The sequence below is a fragment of the Sulfitobacter sediminis genome (genome assembly GCF_040811725.1).
Lineage (GTDB): Bacteria > Pseudomonadota > Alphaproteobacteria > Rhodobacterales > Rhodobacteraceae > Sulfitobacter > Sulfitobacter sediminis.
On sequence record NZ_JBFNXX010000001.1, the window covers coordinates 313,035 to 330,761 of the forward strand.

The 17,727-nt window shown below is 65.2% G+C and carries 20 protein-coding genes and 1 tRNA gene; 11 read left to right on the top strand and 10 right to left on the bottom strand.

Annotated features, from left to right (window positions below; genetic code table 11):
• Positions 1-84: 84 nt before the first annotated feature.
• A complete protein-coding gene (gene selD / locus AB2B41_RS01495; RefSeq protein ID WP_367876167.1) occupies positions 85-2,247 on the top strand; it encodes a selenide, water dikinase SelD in 2,163 nt (720 codons plus the stop codon).
• Here the strand turns inward: selD and mnmH are convergent.
• The 4 genes from mnmH to AB2B41_RS01515 all read right to left on the bottom strand — a co-directional run bounded on the left by mnmH (position 2,240) and on the right by AB2B41_RS01515 (position 4,506).
• Positions 2,240-3,286 carry a tRNA 2-selenouridine(34) synthase MnmH gene (gene mnmH / locus AB2B41_RS01500; RefSeq protein ID WP_367875969.1) on the bottom strand — a complete coding sequence of 349 codons (1,047 nt, stop codon included), beginning with the start codon at positions 3,284-3,286 and terminating at the stop codon, positions 2,240-2,242. The genes selD and mnmH overlap by 8 nt on opposite strands.
• Before the next feature lie 87 nt (positions 3,287-3,373).
• Positions 3,374-3,826 carry a GFA family protein gene (locus AB2B41_RS01505; RefSeq protein WP_367875970.1) on the bottom strand — a complete coding sequence of 151 codons (453 nt, stop codon included), beginning with the start codon at positions 3,824-3,826 and terminating at the stop codon, positions 3,374-3,376.
• A 189-nt stretch (positions 3,827-4,015) separates the two neighbouring features.
• A tRNA-Ala gene (locus AB2B41_RS01510) sits at positions 4,016-4,091 on the bottom strand.
• 85 nt (positions 4,092-4,176) lie between these two features.
• The gene (locus AB2B41_RS01515) at positions 4,177-4,506 is read right to left on the bottom strand and encodes a TIGR02300 family protein (protein WP_367875971.1); all 330 of its coding nucleotides are present in this window, start codon (positions 4,504-4,506) and stop codon (positions 4,177-4,179) included.
• A 111-nt stretch (positions 4,507-4,617) separates the two neighbouring features.
• On the opposite strand from AB2B41_RS01515, the gene AB2B41_RS01520 reads away from it, so the two are divergent.
• The 4 genes from AB2B41_RS01520 to AB2B41_RS01535 all read left to right on the top strand — a co-directional run bounded on the left by AB2B41_RS01520 (position 4,618) and on the right by AB2B41_RS01535 (position 7,056).
• Positions 4,618-5,304: a M48 family metallopeptidase gene (locus AB2B41_RS01520; protein ID WP_367875972.1), complete on the top strand. Its 687-nt coding sequence runs from the start codon at positions 4,618-4,620 to the stop codon at positions 5,302-5,304.
• Between the two features lie 79 nt (positions 5,305-5,383).
• Positions 5,384-5,725, top strand: a complete 342-nt coding sequence (locus AB2B41_RS01525; protein ID WP_367875973.1) for a DUF3140 domain-containing protein — start codon at positions 5,384-5,386, stop codon at positions 5,723-5,725.
• Positions 5,726-5,761: 36 nt separating this feature from the next.
• On the top strand, positions 5,762-6,412 hold the full coding sequence (locus AB2B41_RS01530; RefSeq protein WP_367875974.1) for a GntR family transcriptional regulator: 651 nt from the start codon (positions 5,762-5,764) through the stop codon (positions 6,410-6,412).
• A gap of 185 nt (positions 6,413-6,597) precedes the next feature.
• On the top strand, positions 6,598-7,056 hold the full coding sequence (locus AB2B41_RS01535; protein WP_367875975.1) for a GNAT family N-acetyltransferase: 459 nt from the start codon (positions 6,598-6,600) through the stop codon (positions 7,054-7,056).
• On the opposite strand, the gene AB2B41_RS01540 is transcribed toward AB2B41_RS01535, so the two are convergent.
• Entirely contained in the window at positions 7,053-8,015 is a 963-nt protein-coding gene (locus AB2B41_RS01540) for an acetyl-CoA carboxylase carboxyltransferase subunit alpha (RefSeq protein WP_367875976.1), read from the bottom strand. The two genes, AB2B41_RS01535 and AB2B41_RS01540, sit on opposite strands and share 4 nt — an antisense overlap.
• Positions 8,016-8,258: 243 nt before the next feature.
• Positions 8,259-9,215 carry an L-malyl-CoA/beta-methylmalyl-CoA lyase gene (locus AB2B41_RS01545; RefSeq protein WP_367875977.1) on the bottom strand — a complete coding sequence of 319 codons (957 nt, stop codon included), beginning with the start codon at positions 9,213-9,215 and terminating at the stop codon, positions 8,259-8,261.
• Positions 9,216-9,466: 251 nt separating this feature from the next.
• On the opposite strand from AB2B41_RS01545, the gene dgcN reads away from it, so the two are divergent.
• Both dgcN and dgcA read left to right on the top strand, forming a co-directional pair.
• Positions 9,467-10,468 (top strand): N-acetyltransferase DgcN, encoded by a 1,002-nt coding sequence (gene dgcN / locus AB2B41_RS01550; RefSeq protein WP_367875978.1) that lies wholly within the window; start codon positions 9,467-9,469, stop codon positions 10,466-10,468.
• 98 nt (positions 10,469-10,566) lie between these two features.
• Positions 10,567-11,532 carry an N-acetyl-D-Glu racemase DgcA gene (gene dgcA / locus AB2B41_RS01555; protein ID WP_367875979.1) on the top strand — a complete coding sequence of 322 codons (966 nt, stop codon included), beginning with the start codon at positions 10,567-10,569 and terminating at the stop codon, positions 11,530-11,532.
• On the opposite strand, the gene AB2B41_RS01560 is transcribed toward dgcA, so the two are convergent.
• The gene (locus AB2B41_RS01560) at positions 11,521-12,324 is read right to left on the bottom strand and encodes an alpha/beta fold hydrolase (RefSeq protein WP_367875980.1); all 804 of its coding nucleotides are present in this window, start codon (positions 12,322-12,324) and stop codon (positions 11,521-11,523) included. The genes dgcA and AB2B41_RS01560 overlap by 12 nt on opposite strands.
• Positions 12,325-12,541: 217 nt before the next feature.
• On the opposite strand from AB2B41_RS01560, the gene AB2B41_RS01565 reads away from it, so the two are divergent.
• Both AB2B41_RS01565 and AB2B41_RS01570 read left to right on the top strand, forming a co-directional pair.
• Positions 12,542-13,168 carry an exonuclease gene (locus tag AB2B41_RS01565; protein ID WP_367875981.1) on the top strand — a complete coding sequence of 209 codons (627 nt, stop codon included), beginning with the start codon at positions 12,542-12,544 and terminating at the stop codon, positions 13,166-13,168.
• Between the two features lie 12 nt (positions 13,169-13,180).
• Positions 13,181-14,044, top strand: coding sequence for a D-amino-acid transaminase (locus AB2B41_RS01570; protein ID WP_367875982.1), 864 nt, complete (start codon positions 13,181-13,183; stop codon positions 14,042-14,044).
• 58 nt (positions 14,045-14,102) lie between these two features.
• On the opposite strand, the gene AB2B41_RS01575 is transcribed toward AB2B41_RS01570, so the two are convergent.
• Together AB2B41_RS01575 and AB2B41_RS01580 are read right to left on the bottom strand one after the other, a co-directional pair.
• The gene (locus AB2B41_RS01575) at positions 14,103-15,011 is read right to left on the bottom strand and encodes a calcium-binding protein (RefSeq protein ID WP_367875983.1); all 909 of its coding nucleotides are present in this window, start codon (positions 15,009-15,011) and stop codon (positions 14,103-14,105) included.
• A 110-nt stretch (positions 15,012-15,121) separates the two neighbouring features.
• On the bottom strand, positions 15,122-15,433 hold the full coding sequence (locus tag AB2B41_RS01580; protein ID WP_367875984.1) for a DUF1244 domain-containing protein: 312 nt from the start codon (positions 15,431-15,433) through the stop codon (positions 15,122-15,124).
• A 196-nt stretch (positions 15,434-15,629) separates the two neighbouring features.
• Between AB2B41_RS01580 and pyk the strand changes: the two genes are divergently transcribed.
• Both pyk and AB2B41_RS01590 read left to right on the top strand, forming a co-directional pair.
• The gene (gene pyk / locus AB2B41_RS01585) at positions 15,630-17,075 is read left to right on the top strand and encodes a pyruvate kinase (protein WP_367875985.1); all 1,446 of its coding nucleotides are present in this window, start codon (positions 15,630-15,632) and stop codon (positions 17,073-17,075) included.
• A 30-nt stretch (positions 17,076-17,105) separates the two neighbouring features.
• Positions 17,106-17,330, top strand: a complete 225-nt coding sequence (locus AB2B41_RS01590) for a hypothetical protein (protein WP_367875986.1) — start codon at positions 17,106-17,108, stop codon at positions 17,328-17,330.
• A 12-nt stretch (positions 17,331-17,342) separates the two neighbouring features.
• Here AB2B41_RS01590 and AB2B41_RS01595 read toward each other — a convergent pair whose 3' ends face one another.
• Positions 17,343-17,723 (bottom strand): DUF4440 domain-containing protein, encoded by a 381-nt coding sequence (locus AB2B41_RS01595; protein WP_367875987.1) that lies wholly within the window; start codon positions 17,721-17,723, stop codon positions 17,343-17,345.
• Between the last annotated feature and the right edge of the window lie 4 nt (positions 17,724-17,727).

The window sequence follows — 17,727 nt, forward strand, 5'->3', positions numbered from 1 at the left end:
GGGCAAGCCCGGCACGACATTATTTGTTGGGGCTCTGCCCCAAACCCCGGGACTTTATATGGCCAGAAAGAGGAACATGAGGTGCTGAGTGGCGTGCCTTTGACGCGGGACCTCGTGTTGGTCGGTGGCGGGCATGCCCATGCGCTGGTGCTCAAGGCCTGGGGGATGGACCCCTTGCCGGGGGCGCGGCTGACGGTGATCAACCCGGGGCCGACGGCGCCCTATACGGGTATGCTGCCGGGGCATGTGGCGGGGCATTACGGGCGCGACGATCTGGAGATCGACCTGGTGCGCCTCTGCCGGCACGCAGGAGCGCGGTTCATCGAGGACCGGGCGGTGGGGATCGACCGGGCGGCGCGGCAGGTGATCCTCGAGGGGCGGGGGCCGGTGGGGTATGACGTTGCTTCCATCGATGTCGGTATTCATGCGCGGATGGAGATACCGGGGTTTGCAGCGCATGGGATAGGGGCGAAGCCCTTGGACCGTTACGCGGCGCGCTGGCGGCGGTTCTTGGAGGAAGTAGCGGCCGGGGAAGTGGCACCGGAGGTCGCGGTGATCGGGGGCGGTGTGGCGGGCTGCGAGCTCGCCATGGCGATGGCATTCCGGTTGCGGCAAGAGGGGGCGACCCCTCAGGTGACCGTGATCGAGCGGGGCGCGCGGATATCCGGCGTGGGGGAGAAGGCGCGGCGGGTGATGCTGGCCGAGATGGCGGCACTGGGGGTCGCTGTGCGGACGGGCGCGCGCGTGACCGAGGTCTGTGCGGACCGCGTGAAGCTGGAAGGGCAGGAGCCGGTGGCGGCGGCGCTATGCGTGGGGGCGGCGGGGGCCTTTCCTCATAACTGGATTGCGCGGACGGATTTGCCGCAGCGGGAGGGATTCATCGAGGTGGGGCCGGACCTTGGGGTGACGGGGGACAGGGCGCTTTTTGCCGTGGGGGATTGCGCGGTGATGCCCCATGCGCCACGGCCCAAGGCGGGGGTTTTCGCGGTGCGGGCGGCACCGGTGCTAAAGCATAACCTGCGGGCGGCTTTGAGCGGTGGGGCCCGCAAGACTTGGCGGCCACAGAAGGATTACCTGAAGCTGATCTCATTGGGCGATAAGTCGGCGCTGGCGGAGAAATTCGGGCTGACGTTTTCGGGGCCCTACATGTGGCGCTGGAAGGACCGGATTGACCGGGCCTTCATGGAGAAGCTGTCGAACTTGCCGAAGATGCAGGGCCCGGCGCGGCCAGCGGAGGCAGCGGAGGGGGTATGGGAGATGCTGGCTTCCAAGCCCTTGTGTGGAGGCTGCGGGGCGAAGGTGGGCGGTGGCGTGCTGTCGGGGGCGTTGAGCGGCATCGCGGCACCCGAGGGGCCGGTCGTGACCGGGGCGGGGGACGACGCGGCGGTGCTGCGCCAGCCGGACGGGACGTTCCAGGTGATCAGCACGGACCATCTGCGCGCCGTCGTGGAAGACCCGGCGACGATGGCGCGAATCGCGTCGGTGCATGCGCTGGGCGATGCCTGGGCTATGGGAGCGAAACCGCAGGTGGCGCTGGCGCAGGTCATCCTGCCGCAGATGTCGGCGGCATTGCAGGCGCGCACGCTGGCCGAGATCATGGAAAGCATCCGCGCGGTGCTGGGCGCGGCGGGCGCGCAGCTGGTGGGCGGGCATACGACCATGGGGGCGGAGCTGACCATCGGGTTCACGGTGACGGGCACGCGGGACGAGATGCCGCTGACGGTGGCGGGCGGGCGGCCCGGTGACGCGCTGATCCTGACGCGGCCCATCGGGTCGGGGGTGATCCTGGCGGCCGACATGGAGGGGCAGGCGGACGGGCGCGATGTCTCGGCACTGCTGGCCCGGATGGCGCGGACACAGGCGCGCGAGGCGGAGGTGCTGGGGGCGGTGGCCCATGCGATGACGGATGTGACGGGTTTCGGGTTGGCCGGGCATCTGCGGGCGATCTGTGTGGCCTCAGGTCTGGGGGCGGTGCTGTGGCGCGACCGGGTGCCGGTTTATGCGGGGGCGCGGGAATTGTCGGAGGCCGTGGTGTCGTCGAGCCTGATGCCCACAAACCGGGCCGATGCGGGTACGCTGGGGGGCGAGGATCTGCTGCTCTATGACCCGCAGACGGCGGGGGGACTGCTCGCGGCTGTGCCTGCGTTGGAGGCCGAGGGGGTGCTGGCGCGGCTCAGGGAGGCGGGTTGCGAAGGGTTTGAGATCGGGCGGCTGGAGGAAGGGCCTCCGGAGGTGACGCTCAAGTGAACTGGGCGGTGATTTGGGCGGCGGTCTGTTCCAGCGTTGCGGGGTCGAGATCGGGGAGGGCCATGTCGGTGATGGCGACCTCCTTGCGGGCGGCGGATTTGGCGTAACGCGGATCGTAGTGATCGGCGATAAGGCCTGCTGCGAGGGTCTCATAGTCGCCCGATTGCGCCTGCGCGTGCCACGCCTCGATCCGGTCGGCGGGGTGGTAGGGGCGCAACTGGTCGATGCGGTCTGAGAGTTGCTGCGCGTTCTCGGTCAGGTCGTCGTAGGCGCGGCAGAGAAGGCGGCAGCGCGCGGCGAGCGGGGCGGAGAGGCGCAGGCGGGGGGCGGTGCACATCTTTTCCCACAAGGAAGGCGGCACGAGGCGTTCGCCGATCTTGCTGCTTTCGGCCTCGACAAAGGTGAGACGGTTGGGGTCGAGCCGGGTGAGTGCGGCGGCGACGCGGCTTTCGAACATCTTTTGCGCGGGCTGGTCGGTGGCGATAGCCCCGAAGAGGGAGCCGCGATGGGCGGCGAGGCCTTCGAGGTCGAGCGTTTGTGCGCCTGCCTCGGTGAGGTGGTGCAGCAGTTCCGTCTTGGCCGTGCCGGTGCCGCCGTCGATCAGCATCAGGCGGTGCGGCAGGGGGGTGTCGTAGAGCATGGAGACCACGAGGCGGCGATAAGCCCGATAGCCGCCTTCGAGCCGCCGGACGCGCCAGCCGACCTGGTCGAGGATCGTGGCGAAGGCGCCCGAGCGCTGGCCGCCGCGCCAACAGTAGACGAGGGGCTTCCAGCCGCCCTCCTTGTCCGCGAGTGCGGTTTGCAGGTGGTGGGCGGTGTTGCGCGCGACCAGCGCACCGCCGATCTTGCGGGCGTCAAAGGGGCTTTGGCGGGCGTAGATCGTGCCGACCTGCGCGCGTTCATCGTCGTTGAGCACGGGCAGGTTGATGGCACCGGGCAGGTGATCCTCGGCGAACTCCGACTGGGCGCGGACGTCGATGATGGTGTCGGCGTCAAGCTGCGCGAGGTCGGTCAGTGATTGCAGGGTCAGGGGGGTCATTTGGGGCCATGTGGTGCGGACCCGGCATATGTATCGGTTTGGGGGCAAAGGTCAAAGCGGAGGGCGGCGACCGGGGCCATGGGCAGTCTATCCGCGGGCAAAAGCCTCCATGAGCGCCTGCAGTTCTTCGGAAGTTTCAGGGAAGTGGGTGAAACTGCGGGTCGCGGGGACCTCTGCCCATGGCATCTTGTCCACGGTCATCAGCTCGACGAAGGGTGGGAACAGGGGCGCATCGTCCAGAATCGATGTCCGCAAATTGATGCGGTGCTCTGCGCCCTCGATGCGGGAATAGATGAAGGTGAGGCAGGCGGCGCAGAAACTATGGTTTCGCGGGGCCGCCCGGTGGCCGCCCCGGATCAGCGAGCCGGTGCAGGAGACGCTGTCGGAAGGGAACAAGGTCGTCAGTGAGAAGGCGCTGGCGGTGAGTTTCTGACAATCGCGGCAATGGCAGGCGGTGGTCAGGAGGGGTGGTGCGGTGACGTGGACTTCAACGGCGCCGCAAAGGCAAGTGCCATGATAGGGGGGATTGGGATGGCGCATGGTGTGTCGTTCCTTTTCTTCGATATCGGCTAGGCAAGCGATGTTGATTCAATGCATGCAGCGCGCACGGGCTGTGCGTGTCGGTTGTGTCCGGGGAAACCTGGTAAGGGAGGGTCTGGCACTGCGTCTCGACGCACGTGCGGGAGCGTCTGGCGAAAGACGTCAATCGATAAGGTGCGGGAGAATGGTTGGTGGAGCATAGCGGGATCGAACCGCTGACCTCCTGCATGCCATGCAGGCGCTCTCCCAGCTGAGCTAATGCCCCATGAGGATCAAACCTCGGATAGGCGGCTGATTAGGCCGATTGCCGGGCGGGATCAAGGGAAAAATCCTCTCCCGCCACGGCGAATTTACTCGTCGTCGTCGGAACCGACGTCGGCTATATCGTCAAGCGGGACGGTATCGTCGTCGTCGTCGTCATCGTCCAGGATATCGTCGTCGAGATCCATATCCACGTCGTCATCATCATCATCGAGCAGGGCGTCATCATCCACATCGGCTTCCTTGGCCTTGGCCGACGCGGCATCCTCTGCATCCGCCGCGATCATGCGAGACTTGGCGGCATCCACTTCCAGCACTTCGCCGGTATAGGGGCTGACGATAGGATCTTTGTTCAGGTCATAGAACCGCTTGCCTGTCGTGGGGCAGACGCGCTTGGTTCCCCATTCTTCCTTGGGCATGAAATACCCCTTCTTGAATTAGCGTTTGCGTGTAGATGATCCCGGGCAACTGCCATATGAGGGAAGCACTGTCAAAGGCTTTGACCGATCCCCGAGGACGAGACGACATTCGTGAGCGATACCTTTCTGCCCGGAGACCCGCCGATCCCGCTGAAACTGCGCCGTTCGGCGCGGGCCAAGCGGATCAGCCTGCGAATCTCCCAGCTTGACGGGCGGGTGACGCTGACCATGCCCAAACGGCTGGCGGCGCGCGAGGCTTTGGCTTTTGCGCAGTCAAAGGAGCCGTGGATTCGCCAGCATCTGGAGGCGCGGGGCGCGGATGTGACGGTCGGTCTTGGCACCGAACTGCCGCTGGGCGGTAGGCTCGTGCAGGTGGTGCCGGGCCGGGGACGGAGCGTGCAGCTTGGCCGGGACGAGATTGCCGTGCCGGGGCCCGAGGACCGCGTGGGCAAGAGGCTCGGCGCTTACCTGAGAGAAGTGGCACGGGACCGGCTGGCCAGCGCTTGCGACGATTATGCCGCCCGGCTGGGCCATAGCTATTCCCGCATCACGATGCGCGACACCCGCTCGCGCTGGGGGTCCTGCACCAGCGACGGAGCGCTGATGTTCTCATGGCGGCTAATCATGACACCGCCGGAGGTGCTGGATTATGTCGCCGCGCACGAGGTCGCGCATCTGGCCGAGATGAACCATTCGCCCGCCTTCTGGGCGGGGGTCGAGCGAATCTACGGGCCCTACAAGGAGCCGCGCAATTGGCTGCGAACCGAGGGCAACGCGCTGCACCGGTTCCGGTTCTGACCCTCGCAGACGCGGCCGCGCGATGAACCTTTGGCGTTTGGGCGGGTTGTTTCTGCAACGCAATGCAAGGAGCAGACCGATGGCATCGTCGAAATCACATGACGAAATCTGGGAAGAATGGCGCGACCTGGTGAACATGGCGCCGCAGGAGCTGGAAGACTGGCTGCAATCGGAGGAATCGAAATCCGTGGGCGACAGCGATAGCGGCGAGTCGACCGGCCACAAGTCGGGTCGCCGTATCGTCAAGATCAAGCGCACCAACAAGGACGACCTGAACGACGACCAGTGGGATCACATGGCGACCGTTGTGGGCTATATCAAGCGCCACCTGTCCCAGGGCGGCCCCGACGAGGATGTGGGCCATTCGAACTGGCGCTATTCTTTGATGAATTGGGGACTGGATCCGCTCAAGGACGACTGACTTGACGGGTGCGGTCTTTGTGATCACAACCATTCCATGACCCTCACCGCCCGTCCCACCGAAGCCAGCAGCAACGCCCATGACCGGCTATATCGCCATTTGCGCAGCCGCATCATGCACGGCGACCTGCCACCGGGACAGGCGCTCACGCTGAGGGGGCTGGGCAAGGAATACGGCGTCTCCATGACCCCGGCGCGCGAATCGGTGCGCCGCCTCGTGGCAGAGGGGGCGCTGACGATGTCGGCCTCGGGCCGCATCTCGACACCCGAACTCAGCAACGACCGGATCGAGGAACTGGCGGCACTCAGGGCCTTGATCGAGGTGGAACTGGCCAGCCGCGCCCTGCCGCGCGCGCATTTCGCGCTGATCGACCGGATGCAGACGATCAACACTGCCATCGCCGAAGCCGTAGGGCGCGGCGATGCGGTCGCCTACATCCGCACCAACCTGGAGTTTCACCGCACCCTCTACCTGCGCGCCCAGGCCCCGGCGATGCTGGCCATGGCCGAGACCGTCTGGCTGCAAATGGGCCCGACGATGCGCGCACTTTACGGACGGCTCAGACGAACCGAGCCGCCGCAATTCCACCGGCTGATCATCGCCGCGCTGAAGGCGGGGGATGAACCCGGATTGCGGCTGGCGGTGCGGTCGGATGTGTCCCAGGGGCTACGGATGCTGGCGGGCTAGGGCACCGCGCCGCGAAAAGCTTGACCTGCCGGGTGTTGTGGCGATGGTGGCGACCATGATGGCCGATCAACATATCGTCACCTATTGCCGCGCGTCCTGACCGCGGCTCTTCTTCCTGTTCCCGATCAGAAATGCGCCGCCCCCCGTGCGGCGATCTCCGTGCGGTGCGCGGTGCGGGGACTTCTATGACCCATCTTATTGTAAGACCCATCACGCCGGACGACCTGACCGCCGTCCTGTTTATGGTCCGCGCTCTTGCAGCCCACCACGAGGATATCGCCACGCTGACCCCTGAAACGCTGGCGCGGGATGCCCTGGGTGATCCGCCCTGGATGCGGGTGCTGGTCACCGAACGGCGCGGCGATCTTGTGGGCTATGCCGCACTCTGCCCGCTGGCGCAGCTGCAGTTCGGGGTGCGCGGGATGGACATGCACCACCTTTTTGTAGCCGAGCAGGCGCGCGGCAGTGGCGTCGGCCGTGCGCTGATCGACGCATCGCTCGCGCTATGCCGCGCCGAAGGCTGCCGCTACATGACCGTGGGCACCCACCCGGAGAACACCGCAGCCGCCGCCGTCTACCGCGCGGCAGGGTTCGAGGACCTGCCGCCGCCGGGGCCACGGTTCCGGATGAAGCTCGCTGGCTAGGCGGCCAAACCCTTGCCGCCCATGTCGAGGAACTTGCGCCGCCGCTCGGCAACAAGCGTCTTGGCATCCTTGCCATCAAGCTCTTTCAGCATTTCGCTAATGGCCTTGCCCACGGCGTCGATGGCTTCCTTTGGATGGCGGTGCGCGCCGCCCTTGGGTTCGGAAATGATACGGTCGGTGACCCCCAGCTTGCGCAGGTCGTCAGCAGTCAGCCGCATGGCCTCGGCCGCCTCGCGCATCTTTTCGGCGTCCTTCCACAGGATCGAGGCGCAGCCCTCGGGTGTGATCACCGAGTAGACCGAATGCTCCATCATCGCGACGCGGTTGGCGGTGGCAAAGGCCACGGCCCCGCCCGATCCGCCCTCGCCGATGATGACCGAGACCAGCGGCACGCCGATCTGCAGGCATTTCTCGGTCGAGCGCGCGATGGCCTCGGACTGGCCCCGTTCCTCAGCCCCCTTGCCGGGGTAGGCACCGGGGGTATCCACCAGCGTGATCACCGGCAGGCCGAACTTGCCCGCAAGCTCCATCAGGCGCACGGCCTTGCGGTAACCCTCGGGGCGCGCCATGCCGAAGTTACGCTCGATCCGGGACTTGGTGTCGTTGCCCTTCTCGTGGCCGATCACGATGACGGGCCGGTCATTGAAACGGGCTAACCCGCCCATGACGGCAAGGTCATCGGCAAAATTTCGATCCCCGGCCAGCGGCGTGTACTCGGTGAAAAGCGCCTCGATGTAATCGGTGCAATGGGGGCGTTCCGGATGACGGGCCACCTGGCATTTGCGCCAAGGGGTCAGCGATCCGTAGAGCTCGTCCAGAAGCTTGGCCGCCTTCGCGTCAAGCGCCTTGGCCTCGTCGGTGATGTCCATCTCCGCGTTGGCCCGCGCCAGCGCGCGCAATTCTTCGGCCTTGCCTTCGATCTCGGCCAGGGGCTTTTCGAAATCGAGATACTGGGTCATCTCACACTCCGCCGTTGGGTCTGCCCTATATGACGTGGCCTCCCGCGCTTTGCAATCTCGCGTGCGCGGCTGGGGCAAGGCAAACCCCGCTCCCTCTTTCTGGCCCCATAAAGTCCCGGGGAGTCGCGCTTGCGCGACGGGGCAGCGCCCCGGCAACCTCAGGGCCCGTGCGACGTCAGGCATGGAGCGCAGAAACGCGGGGGCGCAGCCCCCGCGCGGGTCGGACGCGCCGAGTCCGAAAGCTCAGCCCGCGATCATCTCCGCCTGACGGACGATCACCTCGGCCTGCTTGATGCTGGCGATGTCCACCAGCCGCCCCTTGTAGACCGTCGCCCCCTCGCCCTTGGCCTTGGCCTCTTCCATGGCCGCGAGGATCTCGCGCGCTTCGGTCACCGCTTCCTCAGAAGGGGTGAAAACCTCATTGGCCAGCGCCACCTGCTTGGGGTGGATCGCCCATTTGCCGACCATGCCCAGCGTGGCCGAGCGGCGGGCCTGCGCGCGGAAGCCCTCGTCGTCCGAGAAATCGCCATAGGGTCCGTCCACCGGCAGCACGCCGTGGGTGCGGCAGGCGGCGACGATGGCGGCCTGTGCCCAGTGCCAGGGGTCCGACCAGTAGTTCTTGCCCTCGTGGTGCATGTAGTAGTTGGCCTGCGTTCCGCCGATTCCGGTCGTTTGCATGCCCATTGAGGCGGCGAAGTCCGCGGCACCGAGGCTCATCGCCTCAAGCCGGGGGGAGGCGGCGGCGATTTCCTCGACGTGGGCGATACCTGCGGCGCTCTCGATGATGACCTCGAAGGCGATCTTTTTCTTCCGTCCCTTGGCGGCCTCGATGGAGGTGACGAGGGCGTCCACGGCATAGATGTCCGCCGCGTTGCCGACCTTGGGAATCATGATCTGGTCGAGCCGCTCGGAGGCGTTTTCTAGCAGATCCACCACGTCGCGGTACCAATAGGGGCTGTCGAGCCCGTTGATGCGCACCGAGAGGGTCTTGTTGCCCCAGTCGACGCTGCCGATGGCCTCGATCACGTTCTGGCGCGCGCTGTCCTTGTCGGAGGGGGCGACCGAATCCTCGAGATCGAGATTGATCACATCCGCGTCCGAGCCTGCCATTTTCTCGAAGATCGCGGGGCGCGAACCCGGGCCGAAAAGCTGGCAGCGGTTCGGGCGGGCGGGGGGCGTGGGCTGGATGCGGAATGACATTTGCGTGGTCCTCGGGCGAAAGAATGTTGCGGATTATCCGGGTCCAGCAGGTATTAAATTGCGCCCGCTGCTGCAAGCGCTGTTTCGCAGGTGCAGCATGTAACGTTTCGTTGCCGTGCACGAATTTTGCACATTTTTGTTCCTATGGGCGAAGTTTTTGCGTCATCCGGCGCTGAGCCTGCCCATTTGCAAATGACTTGCGGCGGATTTCGACCAAGATGCTGCGAAACCTTTCTGCCGGAGACCGTGCCATGATCGAGACCCCTTACCTCCTTTTCCTGGGCGATGCGCCCGACCAGCTGGCCGCCAAGGTGGCGCAGGGCATTAAGGACTGGCGCCCCGAGAACGCTGTGGGGCAATTCCGCATGCCGGGCTGCAAGGCCGATGTGGGTCTCACTGACATGACACTCGAAGAAGGCAAGGCGGCTGGTGCGCGCACGTTGGTGATCGGCGTGGCGAACCGGGGCGGGGTGATCAGCCAGGCGTGGAAGGACGTGCTGATCGAGGCGCTGGGCATGGGCTATGACCTAGCCTCGGGTCTGCACAACCTATTAGCCAACGAGGGCGATCTGGTCGCGGCCTCTCAGGTGCACGGCCAGACGCTGCATGATGTGCGGGTGCCGAACGTGCAGTACCCCATCGCCGACGGCAAGAAGCGGACGGGCAAGCGGGTGCTGGCGGTGGGCACCGATTGTTCCATCGGCAAGATGTACACAGCACTCGCGCTTGACCGTGCGATGCAGGAGAAGGGTATGAAGAGCACCTTCCGCGCCACCGGACAGACCGGCATCCTGATCACCGGTGCGGGCGTGCCGCTTGACGCCGTGATCGCGGATTTCATGGCCGGTGCGGTGGAATACCTGACCCCGGACAATGACGCGGATCACTGGGACATCATTGAGGGTCAGGGGAGCCTTTATCACGTGTCCTATTCCGGCGTGACGCTGGCGCTGATCCACGGCGGCCAGCCCGACGCGCTGATCGTCTGCCACGAGCCGACGCGCAAGACCATGCGCGGCCTGCCGGAGTACAAGCTGCCCACGATCCAGCAGGTCATCGACCTCGCGCTGCCCCTGGCGCGGGTGGCGAACCCGGCCTGCGAAGTGGCGGGTATTTCGATCAACACCCAGCATCTGGGGGAACAGGAAGCGCTGGACTATTGCGCCAAGGTCGAGGCGGAGATGGGGTTGCCGACGGTCGATCCCTTCCGCCACGGGGCGGGGCGTCTGGCGGAGGCATTGGCGAAACTCTGACGGCGTGCCCGTGGCGGGGTTGCGCCGGAGTTGTATTGGAAAGATGAAGCGGGGGCCGGTCGTCTGCGGCGATGTGGTTCCCCGTGTTGGAGCATTGGATGAAGATTGACGTCACCCCCGATACCTTTCGCCTTGCACAGGTCTTTACCATCTCGCGCGGCTCGCGGACCGAGGCGCGCGTGCTGACCGTGCGGGTCAGTGAGGGTGGTGTGACGGGGTGGGGCGAATGCGTGCCTTACGCGCGGTATGACGAGACGCTGGAGAGTGTGACGGCGCAGATTGAAGGGTTGCCTGAGGGCGTGAGCCGGGAAGGGCTTTACGATTTGCTGCCCGCCGGGGCGGCGCGGAACGCGGTGGACTGCGCGCTGTGGGATCTGGAGGCGAAGCGGTCGGGCAAGCGGGTCTGGGAATTGGCGGGACGGCCCGAGCCGGGGCCGGAGATCACCGCCTATACTCTATCTTTGGCTACGCCCGACGAGATGCGGGCGCAGGCGACGAAAAATGCGCATCGGCCGCTGTTGAAGATCAAGCTGGGCACGCCGGACGATATGCCCCGGCTCGAGGCGGTGCGGGCGGGGGCACCGGCGTCAACGATCATCGTGGATGCGAACGAGGGTTGGTCGGCGGAGGTCTATGCCGATCTTGCGCCGCACCTGGTGCGGCTGGGGGTGGCTTTGGTGGAACAGCCCTTGCCTGCGGGAGAGGACGAGGCGCTCATTGGCATGGAGCGGCCGGTGCCGGTCTGTGCGGACGAGAGTGCGCATGATTGTGCGAGCCTGCCGAAGCTCAAGGGCAAGTACGACGTGGTCAACATCAAGCTCGACAAGACCGGGGGGCTGACCGAGGCGCTGCGGCTGCGCGCGGCGGCGCTGGCCGAAGGATATGAGGTGATGGTGGGCTGCATGGTCGGCTCGTCCCTCGCCATGGCACCTGCGACGCTGGTGGCGCAGGGGGCGAAGGTGGTGGATCTGGACGGGCCGCTTCTGCTGGCAGAGGACCGCGAGCATCCCTTGCTTTTCGACGTGCGGGGCGTGCATCCGCCGGAGCGGGCGCTATGGGGCTAGCAGTGGTGCGATGAGCGCGGCGAAGGTGGCAGGGTCTTTGAGCATCAACTCGTGACCTGCACCCTCCTGGGTCAGCACGGTGAAACCGGCGGCCTTGAGGCGGTCGGGATCGGGCAGGTTCTTGGCAATGCGCTCTTCGGGGTCGGCAAGGTTCAATGCGCCGAAAATGTAGCTGCGCCGCAGGGCAAGGCGCAGCACCTCGTCCTCCATCTCGGGTCTAAGCGCAACGAGCGCGCGGGCCATGCCGTGAAGAGCAATCGGGTCCACCTGACCCCAGCTGGCGAGGATGAAGTCGTCCACCGTGTCCCCCGCAATGGCACCTTCGTGCAGGTCGCCGAGGATCTCGGGCAGGCGTTCATTGGCGAACTCCTGCGCCGATACGGCGGCCATGTGGCGGGTGCCGGGGCCGCCGCCGGTCAGCAGGTTGCCTTCCGCAAGGATCATGCGGTCGACGAGGTCGGGGCGGCGGAGGGCGAGTTCGGCTACGAAGGCCCCGCCCATGGAATAGCCCACCACCGCGCAGGGGCCGGTGGCGAGGTGGTCCATGACCGCCGCGACGATATCCGCATGATCGGTCACGGAGAGGTCTTCGATGAAGGTGCTGCGGCCCGCGCCCGGTGGGTCGATCAGGATAGACCGCAGGGGCGGCATTGCTGGATCGGTGACGACACTGAGGAAATTGCCGAGGGCCGGAAACCCGAGGCCCGGCAGCCAGATGGCGGTGTGGTCGCCGCGCCCGACCTCGTCCCAGCGGACAAAGGCCTCGCGGTCGGGCAGGTAGAGCGAGGGCATGGGCAACCTCCTGTGCTTGCACCTATGAAACGGCTTATTCCGCAGCCTGTCCTCTTGACCGTAACCGCGGAACCGCACAACAAACAACGTGCAAGCAAAGGGTGCCTGAATGGCCGGCACCGCTCAAGGGTCCTGTTGTCAAGCCGGGTGATCCGGACCGGCGGCTGCTGGCCGAGAACAGGATGCGTTCGCCGTATCGGGTGTGATTGGGGGTAGGATGGATCACGTCGTCGTCTATGATTGTGAGTTCCTGACGGCACCGGGCGCGCCCATGCGCTTCTGGTGCGGGCCGCGTGATCCGGACCCTCTGTGTGTACAGATCGGCGCGGTGCGGCTGTCGCTAAAGCCCCCCTTTGACGTCTCTGAGGCGCAGGGCTGGTTTGTCGAGCCGCGAGACAGGGACGGCAAGATCGTACCGGTCGATCCGCTGCTGACGCGGCTGACCGGGATCGACGATGCCCTGCTTGCCCGCGAGGCGGTGCCGCTGGTCGAGGCGCTTGAGGCGCTGGATCGTTTCGCCGATGGCGGGCTGCTGATGAGTTGGGGGACCGACGATGTGCTGACGCTCTCAACCTCGCTTTATGTGCAGGGGGTGCTGAGCCCGATCCCGGCGCGCAGGTTCCGCTCTGCCGTGCCCTTGCTGGTCACGGCGGGGGAGCCGGAGGAAACCGTGCTGAAGCTGCGCAGCAATACGATCTGCGATCATTTCGGGCTGGAGGCGCCCGGAGACGCCCATGATGCCCGTGCCGATGCGACCGGCGTGGCGTGCGTCCTTGCGCATTTGCTTGCAATGGGCCGCCTGACCGCTAAAGACATTCGGGGGCTGGCCCCCACGCCAACTTGAGAGGATGAGCGCATGACCCGCACCGTATACGTGAACGGAGACTACCTGCCCGAGACCGAGGCCCGTGTGTCGATCTTTGACCGGGGGTTTCTCATGGCGGATGGTGTCTATGAGGTGACATCGGTGCTGGGCGCCAAGCTGATCGATTTTGACGGGCATGCGGTGCGGCTGGCGCGGTCGCTGAGCGAGCTGGATATGAAGCAGCCGATGAGCAAGGAAGAGTTGCTGGAGGTCCACCGGGAACTGGTGAAGCGGAACGAGATCGACGAGGGGCTGGTGTACCTGCAGATCACGCGGGGGTCCGATGGGGACCGGGATTTCGTGTTCCCCGATCCCGAGACGACTGAGCCGACGGTGGTGATGTTCACCCAGTCGAAGCCCGGTCTGGCCGACAGCCCGGCTGCCAGGAAGGGGGCCAAGGTCATCTCGATCGAGGATATCCGCTGGGGGCGGCGGGACATCAAGACGGTGCAGCTGCTCTATCCCAGCATGGGCAAGATGATGGCCAAGAAGGCGGGTTGCGACGATGCCTGGATGGTCGAGGACGGGTTCGTCACCGAAGGCACGTCGAATAACGCCTATATCGTGAAGGGCAACAAGATCATCACGCGGGCGCTGTCGAACGACATCCTGCACGGGATCACCCGTGCCGCCGTGCTGCGGCTGGCGCGGGAGGCGCAGATGCAGGTGGAGGAGCGCAATTTCACCATCGAGGAGGCCAAGGAGGCGGACGAGGCGTTCACAACGTCGGCGAGCGCTTTCGTGATGCCGGTGGTCGAGATCGACGGGGTGGCGCTGGGCGACGGGACGCCGGGAAAGGTCGCCAAGCGGATGCGCGAGATCTACATCGAGGAAATGCGCAAGGCGGCGGTCTGAGCCGGGGCGACACTTTCCGCCCCCCGCGCGAGACCGGACTCGTTGAAGGCGCGGAGTCTTACGGCGCCTCGGTTGCCAGAAGCTCGGGCATGGACGTGACATAGGTCTGGATCAGCGGGATGTCTTCTGCCGTCAGCCCGCGGATGATGGCAAGCTCCTGTCCCGACACAATCGCGCGAAGCTGGCCCGCTTCGGCGTCATGCACGAATTCGACCGTCGTGTCCTCGGGCGGGTCGCCCAGGAACACCACGCTGAAGAGGTCCTCGCCCGGGTCGAAGTCGAGCATCACGGCCGGGCTGCCCTCGCTGCCGGAGAGGGTGGCGATGACAAATGTATCCTCGCCCTCGCCGCCGATCAGGGTGTCGCCCGCATCCGCGACGATGGTATCGTTGCCGTAGCCTGCGTGGACTTCGTCGGGGGTGTAGGGGGCATCCGGATCGACGGTCCCGTCGGTGTTGAGCCCGTCCACGGTGATGATCCGGTCATGGCCGGGATCGCCGAAGATGCGGTTGCTGCCCTGCGTATCGGTGATAAGGTCATTGCCCGCGCCGCCGCGAATGAGGTCATCGCCCGCGTCATCGTCAGAGCCGTCCTGCGGGATGTACCTGTCATCGCCGTCCTGCAGGAAGATGCGATCATCGCCCGCGCCGCCGGAGGCGATATCGTTGCCCACACCGGCAAAGATGCGGTCATTGCCGTCGCCTGCGTCAAGCGTATCGTTGCCGGCGAGGCCCGAGAGTTTGTCATTGTCCTCGCCACCAGACAGCCGGTTGTCGAGGGCGTTGCCGGTCACATGTTCCTTGGCACCTGTGCCCTCGAAACCAAAGACATCGTCAGCCAGCGTGATGTCGACCGGTCCGTTGGCAATCGCGTCTTCGTCGTCCTCCTCGTCGTCGTCGAGAGAGGTGAGGAAGTCGATGCCAAGGCCGAAACCCAGCAATGCGGGAATAAGAAGATATTCGAGCATGGTCCCGAGACCCGTGAAGTGGTTAACGGGACCTTAATGCGCAGGTATTGTGGCGGGATTGGAAACAAAACGAGGCAATTCGGCGATTTTCCCGCGTTTCGGGAACCGGTTCAGCCTTTCCCGACGTTTTCAGCGAATGATTTCTGGAAGGCTTGCTGTTTTTCGGCGCTCGCCTCGGTCTGATAGTTGGCTTTCCATTCGTCCATCGTCATGCCGTAGAACAGTTCGCGCGCCTCGTCCTTGCCCATCTCGATGCCGCGCTCGTTCGCGGCTTCCTGGTACCAGCGCGCAAGGCAGTTGCGGCAGAACCCGGCGAGGTTCATCATGTCGATGTTCTGAACGTCGGTGCGGTCTTCCATCAGGTGCTTTTGCAGGCGGCGAAAGGCGGCGGCTTGCAGTTCTATCTCGGTCTGGGTGGGCATGGGGTCCTCCTTTTCTTCCTAGCTGGGCTGCGCGGCGGATGCTGTCAAGCGCCGGGGCCGGTCAATCCGTGCTGGCAGCGGCATCATAAATGTGAAATCTTTGACAGGCTCTTTGGGGCTTAGTAGTTCTTGGCAAGAAGCCCGTTATCGCTAACATTCGCCGCAGATTTTTTGAGATTATCAGGGGAAACGACACATGAGACGCCTGCGCAACGTGAAGATTGTCGCGACACTGGGTCCGTCTTCGGACACCTACGAGATGATCGAGGCGCTGCACAAGGCAGGGGCGGATGTGTTCCGCCTGAACATGAGCCATGGCACCCACGAGGAAATCCGCGAAAAGCACCGGGTCATCCGCGAGGTCGAGCAGACTCTCGGCAGCACCATCGGCATCCTGGCCGACCTGCAGGGCCCCAAGCTCCGGGTTGGGGTCTTTGCCAATGATAGCGAGCAGTTGAGCGAAGGCGCGCATTTCCGGCTGGACCTTGACGAGACGGACGGCGACGCAAGCCGCGTTTGCCTGCCACATCCCGAAATTTTCGCGGCACTCAAGCCCGGCGCGCGGCTGCTGGTGAATGACGGCAAGATCAGGCTGAAGGTGATCGACTGCGCCGAGGACCATGCCAATTGCGAGGTGGTTACGGGCGGCGTCATTTCGAACCGCAAGGGCGTGAACGTGCCCGACGTGGTGCTGCCGCTGGCGGCGCTGTCGGAAAAGGACCGGGCCGATCTGGAGTTCGCATGCGAGCTGGGTGTCGACTGGCTCGCGCTCAGCTTCGTGCAGCGGCCCGAAGACGTGGACGAGGCGCGCGCTCTGGCCAAGGGCCGTGCGGCGATCCTGTCGAAGATCGAAAAGCCATCGGCGGTGGACCGGTTCGACGATATCCTCGCGGTAAGCGACGGTATCATGGTGGCGCGCGGTGATCTGGGCGTGGAGTTGCCGGTGCAGAACGTGCCGCCCATCCAGAAGCGGCTGGTGCGCAAGTGTCGTGCTGCGGCCAAGCCCGTGATCGTCGCAACGCAGATGCTGGAAAGCATGATCGAAAGCCCCATGCCGACGCGCGCCGAGGTATCGGACGTGGCCACCGCGATCTACGAAGGGGCGGACGCGGTGATGCTCAGCGCGGAATCGGCGGCTGGGGATTATCCGGTCGAAGCGGTGCAGACGATGGACAACGTCGCCTCGGAGGTAGAGCAGGACCCGACCTATACCCAGATCATCGAGGCCTCGCGCACTGCGGACCGTATGACGGTGGCCGACGGAATCGTGGCGGCAGCGCGCGAGATTGCCGAGACAACGAATATCAAGGCGATCTGCTGCTTTACCCAAAGCGGCACCACCGCGCTGCTGACCTCGCGGGAGCGGCCCCGCGTGCCGATCATCGCGTTGACGCCCCTCGTGCGCACCGCGCGTCGGCTGGCGCTCAGCTGGGGGACGAACTGCGTGATCACGGGTAACGTCGACCGGTTCAAGATGGCAGTCGTTTCGGCGGTGCAGGCGGCGCGCCGTGAAGGGTTCGCCGGAGAGAGCGACCTTATCGTCGTGACGGCGGGTGTGCCCTTCAATGTACCGGGCAGCACCAACATCCTGCGGGTGGCTCCCTGCGACGAGCGTTTGATTTTTGCCTCCGACCCGGAGTAAGCTTTTGCGACTTTCGCAAGGAGCACGCTCATGGACCCGGACCTTGCCCTGACGCTTGGCATCGTGATCGCGGCATTTTCCATTCCGTCGATCCTCTCCGCCCTAGCCGACAGCCGCGCACCGCGCGCCTCTGCACTGACGGTCCTGATCGGCGGCGGACTGATCCTCTACGCGATGCAGACAAGCCCGGGGGGCTATACGCTTGACCAGGTGCCGGATGTCTTCGCCAGGGTGGTGGGGCAATACATGCCCTAGGGCGACAAGATCTCAGGCGCCATCGGCAGGCGTGTCCTGGCTGAAGATATTGATCCAGGTCCCGTCTCGTCTTTCCCAGATCGAACTGACGTACATCTTCTCTGTCGAACGGCCGGGGCGCCGGAACGCAGCCCGATAGCTCAAGAGTGCGTGATCGCGCCCAAGAGGCCGCGCGCGCGGCTCGAACAGGTCGAAGTGCAGGATGGTGGGTCCGCTGGCAAGCTGTCCAGTATGGTCCGCTCTGCCCGCGAAACCGTCCGCATATACCCCAAGAAAGTCCGCGCTGAGCAGTGCAGCATCTGCGGTGGCATCGCCATCGACAAGGGCCTGCCAGACCCGGCGTTCTTGGGTGATGAGCGCGGCAAGCAGCGCGTCGGTCTCTGCGTTGGACATCGGC